This is a genomic window from Enterococcus sp. E4-223 (assembly GCF_035727065.1).
GTDB lineage: Bacteria > Bacillota > Bacilli > Lactobacillales > Enterococcaceae > Enterococcus_B > Enterococcus_B faecium.
The window spans coordinates 50,307-63,168 of sequence record NZ_JAPMLH010000007.1 but is presented as its reverse complement, the minus strand read 5'-3'; the positions used below and the strand labels follow the sequence as shown (position 1 = coordinate 63,168).

Genomic DNA, 12,862 nt, shown 5'->3' with positions numbered 1-12,862 from the left:
CTATTGTCCTAGACATTCATTGCGTTGATTTAAAACTTCCATCAATCAAATCTGCTAGTTCATCTAGCTTTTTTATTTTACGTAGATCAATAGAGATCCAATGTTCTTTATTCATGTGATAGGCTGGAAAATACCCCTCTTTTCCTCGCAAAATTCCGCCAAGTTCAGGATCGACCTTCAAATCAAGAATATTGATGATCCTATGGTCACTTGCATCATCATAGATTTTTTCTTCTGGAACAGACATCAGGACCCCAAACCATTTTTTGCTTTTTTGATGTCTGAATACGCAATAATCAGGAAATTTTTTAAAAATATATTCTGGAGACAAATTGTATGTTTCATTGATGTGATCGATTAGTTCTTTTTTCGTTAGCATCTGCTTCCATCTCTTTCTTATTGATTCGCTTTATTCAAAGATACCACGTAAGAATAGAAAAATGAATACTGGTTGAAAAATCAGTTGAAACTTGACCACCGTTTATTTTCTCCGTATTCTTAGAATAGAAGGGAGTCTGATTGATGTATTCACTAATGAAAAAAATCATTACCGAAAAAGATATTCGACGTCATGTTTCTTTAGTAGAACAATTGCTGAATCATACAAAGATAACCGTAAATGAATTAGCTGAAATCATAGGGACAACCGAACGAACGATTTATTCTGACCTTCAATCTATTCGCTCTCAACTGCCTGAAGGCTGGGACATCATTAGCGATCAAGCAGGGATTAGTTTGCAAAACCAGCAAAATTTATTAGCAAACGACCTTTGGGAGATTTTTTTCAAACAATCAGTCAGTGTCGAACTATTGAAAAGTCTGCTTTTTACAAAAAAAGTTGCTGTCCCTGATTTTCTAGCCGACCATGGGCTTTCTTATGGGACATTGAAAAGACATGTGACTAAAATCAATCAGCGTTTAGCAAGTTACGACTTGCAGATCGATTTGACGAAATATACCGCTTCTATTCTTGGGAAAGAGCGTGCGATTCGCACTTTCTATCATCGACTGCTGATTCCTTTTACTCATAACAACTATTTTTTCGAAGATTATTCGGTTCATGAATCCCATTATTTTCAATTTTTAAAAACAATAAATCGAACGGAGCTAGCGGTTGAAACAGAAGAGATTTTTGGAACATGTTGGTTCTTTATCAATACGATCCGTATAAAAGCGAATTGCCGATTAGATTCTTCTATCCATATCAACAGTACACTCTCCTCCCTGTATGACTCTGCATTGAAAAAATTGTATTTAACGGAAGGTATTTATCTCAAAGACACTGAGCTTTCTTTTGCTTCTTTCTGCTTTCTGGAAAGTTGGAATTACAACAATAACTATGGACAAGAAACCGCTCGCTGCCTGCATCATTCTCCATTTTTCGAACGCATCGAAACGTTTGTAGAGGAATTAGCTTTAGAGCTGTCTCTTGATCAGCTAAAAAAAACGTCTCTGACTGATAACTTGGCTCTCCTCGTATTAAAATATCATGAATCGCCGATACTGATTGAACCTTTGGAACGCCAATACCATCGTTTTTTAGAGACGTATGATCAGCAATATGCACACTTGTATCAACAGAAAGAGAATTTACTGAACGATCTAAAAAAAGAAATGGAAATCAATGAACCAAATTACTTTCTCCAGCTCTTGTCTTTACTGATCCAACAAACGATTTTTTCTATCAAACCGAATTTGTTCAATGTCTATTTTATTTTCCAAGGAGAACCTTCATGGAAGGCGTTCTTGCAGCAGGAATTAAAAGATTATCTAGGAAAACGTGTCTGCTTCTTACCTATCGAACTAACCGATCTTTCCACTATTTCTTTCGAAAAAACAGATATCTTGATTTCCAATTTCCCGCTGGATTCTCTAGATATCCCTATCGTATACATTTCTTCTATTCCTACGAAAAATGAGCTCAATCGTTTGACTGAACTCACTTTCAAAACTTTTTTATAGTAACGGCTAGCGACTGTATTCTCTAGCTGTTTTTTCTTTTTTGCGAAACAGTTTATTCATGATCCCTTTTTCTATTTCTACAACCAAGAATAGAAGAATCACATTTGCCCCAATCAATAACTGTTGTGTCATCGTTAAACTTACTGTACCGATCAGCTGCTGGCCGATTGGCAGAAAAATAACCATCCCCTGCAATAAAGCAAGGATACCCAATGAAAGAAAAAGCGATTTGTTTTGCAAAAGACCTTGGTTCAATGACGGCTTGGACAACTCTCTGCAATTGATCATGTAAACAGCTTGAGCTAAGACGATATTTTGCAGAAGAATGGTTTGCTGTAAGCTTTGCCCTTCAAATTGCATAGCCAATAAATAGGCAGGAACCATGATCAGTAGTGCGACATAGATGATCCGAAACAAATGATAACCTGATAGGATTCCTTGCTTTGGATCTCTTGGTGGACGCTTCATGATTTCTGGATCTGGCGACTCGAACCCTAATGCATAAGATAAAGTAATTGTCGTTACCATATTGACCCATAAAATCTGTACTGGGGACAAAGGTAGCGGCCGATTCAGTATCAGCGCCCAAATCAAGATCAATCCTTGAGCTAATGCAGTTGGTAAGAAGAAATTGATGGTCTTTTGCAAGTTATCCAAAATGCGCCGACCTTCTTTTACGGCTTTTGCGATCGTATGGAAATTATCATCTCCTAAAACCATATCAGCTGCCTGTTTGCTTACTTCACTACCTTTGATTCCCATAGCGATTCCTATATCGGCTCTTTTCAAAGCAGGTGCATCATTTACGCCGTCTCCGGTCATTCCGACGATTTCTCCATTTTTCTGCAAAGCTTTCACGATTCGCAGTTTGTGTTCTGGTGTCGTTCGAGCAAAGACATCGACTTTTGGTACTTGTCGAATCAACTCTTCATCAGACATAAGATCCAAATCGATCCCTTCTAAAACTTTAGCAGTATGTTTTAAGCCAATTTGTTCCGCAATCGCTTTTGCTGTGTCTTTATGATCCCCCGTAATCATTTTCACTGAGATCCCTGCTTGTTGGCATTCCTTTACAGCTTTGACTGCACTTTCTTTTGGCGGATCGATCAACCCGGCAATCCCTGCAAAAGTTAATTGGGTTAAAGTCTCATGCGTGAGTTCCTGTTTCGAATCTACTTTTTTATAAGCAAATCCTAAAACACGCTGACCTTTTTTCGCAAACGCTGTGGCTGTTTGACCCCATGCTTCTTGTTCTGAAGAAGAAAGAGTTGATTTAGCCAATAATACTTCTGGCGCACCTTTGACGTAAATCACCGCTCCTTTTTCCTCCGTGTGCATCGTTGCCATATATTTGTATTCAGAGCTGAACGGAATCTTTGCTTCTATTTTTTTCAAAGGCAGATTGGCTGTTTCTGTGTGTCGAATCAGTGCAAGTTCTGTCGGATTGCCACTTAAATTTTCTGTTTTCTGTTCTTCTTTTGTTTTTAATTCCTGACAGTTTTTCATAATGGACAACACGCAGGCTTCTTCTTTTGCTGCTATATCCACAACTGTCATTTCATTTTTTGTCAATGTCCCTGTCTTATCTGAACAGATCACTGTCATAGAACCTAATGTTTCTACAGAAGGCAGTCCTTTGATGATTGCCTTTTCTTTTGCCATTTCATTTACTCCGACAGATAGGATCATGGTCAAAACAGCTGGCAATCCTTCGGGTACCATTGACACCACCAAAGCGATCATAGCCGAAAGAAGGATATGCCAATCCATACCATATCGAAATGTCGTAAAAATAACTAAGAATAGGCTCAAACAAAGAATGCCTTGAAAAATTTGTTTGTTTAATCGGTTGATTTTTTTAATCAGAGGCGTCGTTTGTTGTTCGACCGATTGCAATGCTTGATTGATTTTACCGATTTCTGTCGTGTTTCCTGTTTCTACAACGACACCGACTGCAGAACCAGATTGTACAAGCGTTCCTGAAAAAGCCATATTTTTCTGGTCGCCGATCGATTCTTCTTCTGTCAAAACGGCATGACTTTTTTCAGATGCTTCTGATTCTCCCGTCAAAATCGATTCTTCCACTAATAAATCATGTGCTTCGATTAATCGGATATCTGCTGGAACGACATCTCCGGCACGTAAGACAATGACATCTCCTTTTACCAGTTCTTTCGCAGGGATTTTTTCTTGCATCCCGTCTGATAGTACTATCGCTTCTTGTCCCATCAGCTGCTTCAAACCATTCAATGATTCTTCCGCTTTTCTTTCTTGCCAGTAACTAACGAGTCCATTGACGATCACTACGAATAAAATAATACTTCCTTCAATATATTCACTAGAAGCAAATTTCAAAAAAGAGGCAATGATCAACACGATCATCAGCAGATCAGTAAAGTGCTTTGCTATTTTTTTCCATCGTTTTGTCTGCTGCCTTGCTTTTATTTCATTATATCCTTGATCAGTCAGGCGTTTCTGTCGTTCTTCTTGCGACAAGCCTTCTGTTGATGTTTGATAGTTTTTCAATACATCTTCTACCGTCAATCTGTACCAGTTCATCCTATCCCCTCCTGTTTAATTGATACTGTTATTATACGCAGGGAAGTTTTTTCAGGCGTATCGATTATTTCAGGGAGGTCTGAAATAATTCGTTTTGCAGAATGTATCTGGGCCTAACTGATATTTCTATTGCTTATTCTTTTATATACAAAATTTAAGAATACAAACCAGATAACCAATAAAAAAGGAATAAAGCGTGTCGTGCTTTCGAATAACAAGCTGAAAGCAATTGAAGTAAAAAACACCAACAAAGCAAGATCTTTATATCTTTGTGTAGTGTTCCGTTTCTTTTCTTTAATAAATTGAACATGTGCACACAAGATCGAAGACCACACAAATAGAAAACAACTCGTTGTCATGCCTGCCAAAAGCTGAAAAAACAATCGACTATCAGCTACAAAAAAATGTAGACAAAGACCGGCAAAAAATAACATTCCTGTAATTAAAATACCGTGTAAAGGTACGCCTTTCTTAGAAAGCGCACAAAACCAATGGGGCAAACTTTTCTCTTTTGCTGTTTGATATAAAATCCTGCTAGTACTGTAGACTGCACTATTTGCTGAGGACAAAGAAGCAACCAAAATCATTAGATTGACAATTGCTGCTCCGCCTTGGCAATGGATCACTTGCAGCATAGTCACTAAAGGACTTTCTTTTAAATCTAAACAATGCCATGGAACAACAAATAAAATCGACAAAATCGTTCCTATATAGAAAAAGAGAATACGCCAAGGCAGACAGTTGATTGCTTTTTTCAAATTCTTTTGCGGATCACTTGTCTCGCCAACGGTTAAGCCGATCATTTCAATTCCAGCAAAACTGAATAAAACCATAGGAAATGAGACTACCATTCCAGCAAAGCCAAACGGTAGTAATTCATCGATCTGTCCAAAATTTTCTTTGATTCCGATAGACTGGGTATGAAAATCTGAGACACTCAATCCTATACCCAATAAGATAAAAAGGAAAATCCCCAAGATCTTGATAATTGAGAAAAAAGATTCCAATTCACCAAACCACTTGACTGCAACAAGGTTGACTGCCATTAAGATCATTAGTGCGCTACCTCCGCTTATCAAAGCTGGTACATGTACAAACCAGAAATGGATATACAATCCTATTGCTGTTAATTCCGCAAGTCCAGCTCCAAGCCAGCAAAGCCAATAAGTCCAATTGACAAAAAATGCCCACTTTTTGCCTAAATAATAGTCAACGAAATCACTGATAGAGTTAAATGTACTATTTGCTAAAAATAAATCACCCATGGCCCGCATCAAACCATAAATAGCCAAACCGCATATCAAATAAACGAGAATAACAGCTGGCCCTGCTGATGCAATTGCCTTTGCTGAACCTAAAAATAATCCTGTTCCAATTGCGCCACCTAATGCGATTAACTGGATATTTCGATTAGTTAGAGTCCGTTTCATTGCCGGTTTTTCCATCAAGTTCACCTTTTTCTTTTTCAAGCAGCATGGCGACTTCCTGTTCCCAAGAAGGTTTCTTTATTTTTTCAATACAGAGTGGTACTACAAACAAAATGACACTGATGGCTGTGACTGCAATTAGATTGATCCATGTTCCAGCTTTCATCGTCAGTCCGACAGAAAATCCGATTGCCGCAAATAAAACAATAACGACAGTCCAAACTCCAAGATTGCTCTTTTTCTCTTTTTTTCCAATTCTAAATGGTCGATTCAACTTTGCATGTGTATAACGCAATCTCAAAACTGCGATCCCCATGATGACATAGACGATACAGTAGATAACAGTAGTTGAATTTACGAGCATCAAAAATGCTTGATTGACGCCAGGAATCAGCAAATAAAAAAGTGCAAAGATTGAGATAATGACAGACTGAGTCAAAATAACGGATTTGGATACGTCAAATTGATTCGTCTTCCAAAAATTGAATTTTGGTGGATACGCACCTTTTCTAGCACTTTCTGTCACTGTCTTTGCTGGTCCTGAGGCCCAAGCAGATAATTGGACTGCTACACCAATGAAGACAAGTAAACTAAACAGATTCACAATAAGATGTGGCAAACCAAGAATTTGGCAATAAATCGAAATAGATTGCGCGATATTATTCAATTCCATTTGTCCTTTTGGTACGACATTTGCTACAACTAAAGCATTCAAAATATTGACGAAAAATATAAAAATTAACGCGGCAAATACTCCGCGAATATACGTTTTAACTGGATTTTTCAACCGAGTGATATACACAGAGGACATTTCGATACCAGTAAAAATAAACATGATCGGCGCAAAATAAACAAATGAGGATGCAGTCGTAGTATCTGGTATTAATTTGTCCCATGAAAAACTGCCTAATGTTCCGGTTGGTACGATCCCAACTTTGATCCACGCAGCAAACCCTAATAAGAGCATCATCGTCAAAGGCACGTACAATCCTAACCAAACACCGACTTTTCCGCCGATTTTTGCCATATCAAATTTCAAATTCAAAAAAGTGATGATCCAATAAACGACTAAAATAACAACTAATGTAAATTTGCTGTTCAAACCAAGCGGCACATTATCGATAATATTACCAAACAACGGAGCGAGTGCTGAAGCGACCATCACCATCCCAGGAAACATTTGGACCCATAACAGCCATGAGACAACGAATCCCCATTTTTTTCCCAGAGCATTCGATACCCAAAGTTCTGGACCACCTTTTTGGGGAAACATTCCGGCAAATTCACCAGAGATCAATGAGATTGGAAAAGCGTACAATAATACTGCAACCAGCATGTAAAAAATCATCGTCCAGCTCGTTGCTGCTACATCTGGAATATTTCGTACACTTGCTACAAGGGCGCAGGTCATTCCGATAAAGGTCATGGTCGTGATTTGTTTTGATGAACCAGTATCTTTCATCTTTATTCCTTCTTTCAATAGCGACATATGTTTTTGTTTTCTTTTATTTTTGTTCAAGAACAGAAATAACAAGGTTTCATCGATTCAGTACAAAACCCAGTATCACCGAAACATCCATTGAACGATCTTAGTGAACTGGGTTTGATACATGAAACGAACGATCCAACTTATAGAACGTTTTATAAAAAAGAATATCTTGGCGAGGAATATATGAAAAACAGGGGGAAATACAATTGTTTTGATGAAGCAAATAATTGTCTGTTCTCCATATGTCTCTTGTTATTCTTTCACACAAAAATCAGTTCTATTGGATGATTTCGTTTAGTTTCTTTTCCATTGCTTTGGCGATTTCCTTTGTATAAAAATTGAAAATTCGATCATCATTCAAATAAGGAGTCATGATAGCCGCGCGTAGCAGAGTGATTTTCTGTTCTTTTTTCCATTCTTCTTTCGTTAGACCCATTCTTTCAATAAAACGAATCGGAGAATCACCGTAATCTCCTTGTGTAAATGTAGTATGAGAAGTAATAAACCGTTCACCATAAACATCGCCATCCATATAAGAAGACCGATCGAACATTTTTTCATTTAATTCATTGATAGCGTTCAAATCTGTACAGCCTTGTTCTTTGAATACCCAATTGACCATATTAAAATCAGGATGATTCAATGGATAGACTTCGATTGTTTTTCCTTTAACAGTAAAAGTCAGATGATCGAGAAATTCTCTGAATCTTTGAGCTGCCTCGATTGAAGCCCCAATCAATTGACCATATCCGGTCACATTCAATGGCAATACACGATGTGCTGTCCAGACGGCGGCGGCGGTTGCTCCAGCTTTTGATCCTTCCAAAATATAAGCTCCTAACATATCTGGAGCCTTTACTGATTTTTCAAACACATATGGCGCGAAATAAGAAATGATATTTCTCATATTTTTGTGTTTGATTACGATTCCTCCAGCAGCATAAGGGACATAGCCCATCTTATGAGGATCTATCGTGACAGAATCCGCTTCTGAAATAGCTCTGAACCCTTCATATACCTCTTTGTCAATCGTTACGCAGTGGTGGAAAACATGATGTTCTTCAAAGAATTCAGCTAAGGAAGCATACGGCACAAATTCTCCTGCTTCGTTTAGAAACAGTGAACGCGCATAGCCGCCATATGCGGCATCAACATGTAAATAGAAATAGATCCCTTCATCTTTTAACCTTTCTCTTAATTGGACGATTTTATCTACACTGTCTACTTGACCTTCTTCTGTCGTTCCTACGACAGCAACCACACCTAGAATTGGGATTTTTTGTTCAGCTAATTCACGAATTGTTTTTTCCAAAGCATTAATATCCATTCGATAATCCTCTTGAACTGGGATAGCAACCATCTGATCTAAGCCGACTCCGCAAATATCTAACGCCTTCATCCAAGAATAGTGTTTTGTTTGAGGGACCAGCCATTTCCCTAATCTTTGGATATTTTTTCCGCTACGGGAAGAAGCTGCTTTGACCTCATCCATTTCTTCGTCCGTAAAGCTTTCGGTCATTTCCAAAATTTCTTCAACAGATAAATTCAAAAGTTCCCACTCAGACATTTTTTTCACTTTTTCAGGCAGCACTTCCTTGACAGCTAAAGGAATCGATTTGATGCAGCGGGCGTACCATAATCCTTCAAGATTAGCAATAGAACCATCTGCTGCAATGTGTCCCCATCCGTCTGTCATATTGAATAATGAAGCAAAATCCTGTCCTACTTCTGCTTCCATTTGCGAAGTTGCCATAGAAGATTCCAATGCAACATTATTTGGGTTCCACAGCATCGCATAGTTGTAAGCTAATAAAGCAGGCATCAATGTTTCAGCATTCATTTGTCCCCAGTAACGGCCTGCTGAATGCCATGGGATCGATCCTGCGCGTAATCGCTGACTGACTTCATCCAAGACCTCTATCATATGGTCGCGGGTGGCTAGATAATCTGGAGTGAGCTTATCTCCTTCGCTAATTGCAGGCATATCTGAAGGAATATAATTTTCTCTCCATCCAAGATGTTCATCTACCATCTTGTTCAACAACATTTTATAAACTGGTCCATTTTCAGCTTTGTCGCCTATAAAGACGGCCTTGATATCCATATCTTTCATTTTTCTTCCCTCCATATTTTGTTGGTCAATGTCTCGCAGATACATGTGTTTATCTGTAACACCTCTTCACTATAGCGCCAAAAATGAGAAATTTTTTTTTATAACATCAAATCCACGTAGATTTTTACAAACAAAAATAAATAAAGTCGGATTTTTCTGATAATTCAACGCAAAAAAACGAACAATTTTTCAATAAATCAGTCTTCTAAAATAGATAACCTAAAAAAAACGAACAAATAAATAAAATGACTGTCCTTCATTCACTAAACATATTTTTATTTTTTTATATTGTTAAAAATTCACAATTTATTTTTTAATAGAATTATCTGTTTTTCAAATTTTATAACATAAAAAACCTTTTTTAACGGCATTTATATGCTTTTTCAGAAATTAACTGATGATTTCAAAAAGAAAACATGTCATAATATTTCCCATATTGTGCAAAAAAATACAAGGCGGAGGCTCTACTATGATTGAAGAATATATTGAGAAAAATATTTTAAGACAGCTGTTTTTATGTGGGCAATTCTATGTAAATAAAGAAGTCAATCTAGAAAAGCTCTCCAATCTCCTGCATGTTTGCAAAACCACTTTGCTCAATGATATCAATAACATAAAAAAAGAATTTGAAGAACAGATCGCTTATACACATCGGGAAAAGGACCGTTACACTTTATATTTTTCAGAACATATACCTCGATGCAAGATCATGCAGCAATTGTCTCAAAATTCGTTGTTTTTAAAAACTTGTCTGCTTTATTTGGAAGAAGATGAACCTGATTATCTTCAATTAACTGAATGTGAATTCATCTCTGTCAGCAAAGCTTATTCATTAAAAAAACAAGTATTAGCTTATTTTAATGACTGCGGGATCGAAATCGACCGCTACTCCCCTCGATTCACTGAAATGGAAAGACGTCTGCTGCTTCTTAATGTGTCGTATCGTTTAGGCGGTTTTAATTCTTGGGAGCTACCTGAATCGTTTTTTGAACGTGCCGATCGTTTCATTGAATCCGTAACGGAAAATAGTGGCAGATTTTATGATAAAGAAAATAAAGAAATCTTATCGATTGGTTTTGCTATCAGTTTCCTACGCCAGCAAGTGTGTGCTGTGACAATAGATTCAAAATTTATCGAAGAAATCAAAAAACGTCCTATTTACAATTATGTCGAATCAGCATGGGAAAACACTGATTTCCAAACCTATTATAAAAAAGAAGAATTCGCCTTTATTTTGACACTATTCAATCTTTGTAATTATGGTTTCCATTCTTATCAGTTGATTGCGGAAGACTTTCAACAGCTACACCAAGTGTTTATTGACAATACTCCCGAAATAAAAGAACTAGTTGCTACCTTTGAATCTCACTTCAATCAAGAATTATTCGGAAACCAACCATTCGAACGTGCGCTGATTCATCTGATGCGTTCGGCTTGGGATAACTATCAATTATTCATGCCAGAAAAATTTTATCTTTTAAATGAGGAACAGACAAATTTATATAAAGAAGTCCAGACAATTTTTTCCAGCTGGTCCAGCCAGTTACCTTATGATCTACGGTTGAATCCTAATTGCATGCGGGCTTTTGTGATCGAATTGAGCGGAATTCTCCGTCTGACAAAAGAACATCTGACTATCTATATCGTCACAAATTCGGATGTTCATTATCTGATTTATCGGGAAGCCTTGGAAGCTGTAACTACTTTCGATTTTCAAGTTGCACCAACAATTTATTCAAGTATATCTGATATAAAGAAGTATGCGCAGCAGTCCTCAAACCGGGTATTATGTGAACGTACATTATATACACCAGATGCGGTCCAATATGAAAATATTATTCCTATTTCGATCAATACGATCGATCGAGCTATCATTTCAGCTGTGCAAAACAAATAAGGGGCTGTGACAAAAATCATGTCACAGCCTCTTATTTGTTGAAGATGCCCATTTCTGTAACAATCTCTTGATACACATCAGGCTCACAACCTCACTTATTTTGGACATCTACGGGTCCGATCTCTTTATTTAAAAAATAAGAAATGATGGTTCGGATAACTACCAACGCCGCTAGTTGAAAAATATCCTGCAAGGTAGGTTTGATAATCGATTCGATGATCCCAGCTGAAACAAGAATTTCCAAACTTAGAAGTATATAGCCTCCCAACATCTTTTTAATAGCATTGTTCTCGCTGACTCGGTCGTTTTGTACTTTTGTATGGACAAATAAATATTTCAAAAAATCCTTGATTGATAGACAAACACCCCAAACCAATAAACAGATAGCAAAGATATCAAGTCCCAGTACAAGTTTTTCAAAATATGGAAGAAGAAACTGCATCAACTCTGTCGTCATCCTACCTCTCCTCTTCTTTGTTTTTCTTTGTCTTCTATTTCCTGATTCAAGAAATAAGAAATGACTGTTCGAATGATAATAATAAGTGCAAGCTTCAAAATATCTGTCCAAGTCGGCTTGATAACTGACTCGATGATATCAGCAACGACTAGTACCTCCAAGCTTAACAAAATATAACTTGCTAGCAATTTTCTTGTATCTGCATTACGAGTATTACGTTCTGCATAGTTTTTCTTGACATGAGACCAATCAAAAAGTTTGAATAGAACAAGAACGATCCCGACAATTAAGATACCGATAGAACAAATATTTAAAATAGCAATGATCCATTCTAGAAATTCAATTAAATTTGAGCGAAACATATACGCTACCTACTTTCTTTTAATTTGTTCCTATTCTTTTATTGTAAAAGAAAGTTACCTTGTTCGTCTATTTAAAAGTTGTTCTAATGATAACGGTTCGCTTAAATTTTTCTTTTTCACTCTCCCATTTTTCTCCCCCCATCCATAAATCGTGGAAGTATCCAAAACAACGTAGCAAGTTAAAATAAGGCTTAGTCCGTCATCAGCTTTTCAAAGAAGCACTGTCTCGGTGCTTTTTTTGTACCCAAATTTCTAAAAATAGAACCATACACCTCCTCAAATCTTTTCTTCTTACCTACCCTATTTTTATTTACAGGAAAATCAGACACTTCTTCTTTTTTGTCAAAATTTCCTTTTTCTTCTCGTCCTATCATTTGGCATTCTAATAAAAACGAACTATCCTTGGATATAGAAAGAGAAAACAAGGAGGCGTTTTTCATGAGTAAAAAATTAATCAAAGTCGGCATCGGTTTAGGTTTGCTTGCCCTTGGCGCTGCATATCTAGGAAAAAAGACAGGACTATTCGAAGATGACAGTCATTTATATGATGAATTCGAATCAATCTAGCATCCTATTTAGTTGAATCACTACGGACA

At 37.1% G+C, this 12,862-nt stretch carries 11 protein-coding genes; 3 read left to right on the top strand and 8 right to left on the bottom strand.

All coding sequences use genetic code 11. The annotated features are described in order from the left end of the window. Positions 1-16: 16 nt before the first annotated feature. Complete coding sequence (locus OS139_RS10305) at positions 17-379, bottom strand: MmcQ/YjbR family DNA-binding protein (RefSeq protein WP_002331953.1); 363 nt, start codon at positions 377-379, stop codon at positions 17-19. Between the two features lie 143 nt (positions 380-522). On the opposite strand from OS139_RS10305, the gene OS139_RS10300 reads away from it, so the two are divergent. Next, positions 523-1,962: a helix-turn-helix domain-containing protein gene (locus OS139_RS10300; RefSeq protein WP_325066906.1), complete on the top strand. Its 1,440-nt coding sequence runs from the start codon at positions 523-525 to the stop codon at positions 1,960-1,962. A 6-nt stretch (positions 1,963-1,968) separates the two neighbouring features. On the opposite strand, the gene OS139_RS10295 is transcribed toward OS139_RS10300, so the two are convergent. The 4 genes from OS139_RS10295 to tdc form a co-directional block, all read right to left on the bottom strand. Further along, on the bottom strand, positions 1,969-4,521 hold the full coding sequence (locus OS139_RS10295) for an HAD-IC family P-type ATPase (protein ID WP_016628201.1): 2,553 nt from the start codon (positions 4,519-4,521) through the stop codon (positions 1,969-1,971). 113 nt (positions 4,522-4,634) lie between these two features. Next, the gene (locus tag OS139_RS10290; RefSeq protein ID WP_002287558.1) at positions 4,635-5,966 is read right to left on the bottom strand and encodes an amino acid permease; all 1,332 of its coding nucleotides are present in this window, start codon (positions 5,964-5,966) and stop codon (positions 4,635-4,637) included. Further along, a complete protein-coding gene (locus OS139_RS10285) occupies positions 5,932-7,410 on the bottom strand; it encodes an amino acid permease (RefSeq protein ID WP_002307870.1) in 1,479 nt (492 codons plus the stop codon). Before OS139_RS10285 ends, OS139_RS10290 begins: the two co-directional genes overlap by 35 nt. Positions 7,411-7,714: 304 nt before the next feature. Continuing rightward, positions 7,715-9,550: a tyrosine decarboxylase gene (gene tdc / locus OS139_RS10280; RefSeq protein WP_002331956.1), complete on the bottom strand. Its 1,836-nt coding sequence runs from the start codon at positions 9,548-9,550 to the stop codon at positions 7,715-7,717. 469 nt (positions 9,551-10,019) lie between these two features. On the opposite strand from tdc, the gene OS139_RS10275 reads away from it, so the two are divergent. Then, positions 10,020-11,447 (top strand): helix-turn-helix domain-containing protein, encoded by a 1,428-nt coding sequence (locus tag OS139_RS10275; protein WP_002287562.1) that lies wholly within the window; start codon positions 10,020-10,022, stop codon positions 11,445-11,447. Between the two features lie 91 nt (positions 11,448-11,538). Here the strand turns inward: OS139_RS10275 and OS139_RS10270 are convergent, their stop codons facing one another. The 3 genes from OS139_RS10270 to OS139_RS10260 all read right to left on the bottom strand — a co-directional run bounded on the left by OS139_RS10270 (position 11,539) and on the right by OS139_RS10260 (position 12,706). Then, positions 11,539-11,904, bottom strand: coding sequence for a DUF1622 domain-containing protein (locus OS139_RS10270; RefSeq protein WP_002307868.1), 366 nt, complete (start codon positions 11,902-11,904; stop codon positions 11,539-11,541). Continuing rightward, on the bottom strand, positions 11,901-12,266 hold the full coding sequence (locus OS139_RS10265) for a DUF1622 domain-containing protein (protein ID WP_002287567.1): 366 nt from the start codon (positions 12,264-12,266) through the stop codon (positions 11,901-11,903). Before OS139_RS10265 ends, OS139_RS10270 begins: the two co-directional genes overlap by 4 nt. Positions 12,267-12,457: 191 nt before the next feature. Next, complete coding sequence (locus OS139_RS10260; RefSeq protein ID WP_002321251.1) at positions 12,458-12,706, bottom strand: hypothetical protein; 249 nt, start codon at positions 12,704-12,706, stop codon at positions 12,458-12,460. On the opposite strand from OS139_RS10260, the gene OS139_RS10255 reads away from it, so the two are divergent. Further along, a complete protein-coding gene (locus tag OS139_RS10255) occupies positions 12,705-12,833 on the top strand; it encodes a hypothetical protein (protein ID WP_002287569.1) in 129 nt (42 codons plus the stop codon). The genes OS139_RS10260 and OS139_RS10255 overlap by 2 nt on opposite strands. Positions 12,834-12,862 lie beyond the last annotated feature (29 nt).

Coding starts and splice junctions, on each gene's coding strand:
- OS139_RS10285 (WP_002307870.1), bottom strand. CDS start 7,410: ATGAAAGATACTGGTTCATCAAAACAAATCACGACCATGACCTTTATC.
- OS139_RS10255 (WP_002287569.1), top strand. CDS start 12,705: ATGAGTAAAAAATTAATCAAAGTCGGCATCGGTTTAGGTTTGCTTGCC.
- OS139_RS10295 (WP_016628201.1), bottom strand. CDS start 4,521: ATGAACTGGTACAGATTGACGGTAGAAGATGTATTGAAAAACTATCAA.
- OS139_RS10260 (WP_002321251.1), bottom strand. CDS start 12,706: ATGAAAAACGCCTCCTTGTTTTCTCTTTCTATATCCAAGGATAGTTCG.
- OS139_RS10275 (WP_002287562.1), top strand. CDS start 10,020: ATGATTGAAGAATATATTGAGAAAAATATTTTAAGACAGCTGTTTTTA.
- tdc (WP_002331956.1), bottom strand. CDS start 9,550: ATGAAAGATATGGATATCAAGGCCGTCTTTATAGGCGACAAAGCTGAA.
- OS139_RS10300 (WP_325066906.1), top strand. CDS start 523: ATGTATTCACTAATGAAAAAAATCATTACCGAAAAAGATATTCGACGT.
- OS139_RS10290 (WP_002287558.1), bottom strand. CDS start 5,966: ATGGAAAAACCGGCAATGAAACGGACTCTAACTAATCGAAATATCCAG.
- OS139_RS10265 (WP_002287567.1), bottom strand. CDS start 12,266: ATGTTTCGCTCAAATTTAATTGAATTTCTAGAATGGATCATTGCTATT.
- OS139_RS10270 (WP_002307868.1), bottom strand. CDS start 11,904: ATGACGACAGAGTTGATGCAGTTTCTTCTTCCATATTTTGAAAAACTT.
- OS139_RS10305 (WP_002331953.1), bottom strand. CDS start 379: ATGCTAACGAAAAAAGAACTAATCGATCACATCAATGAAACATACAAT.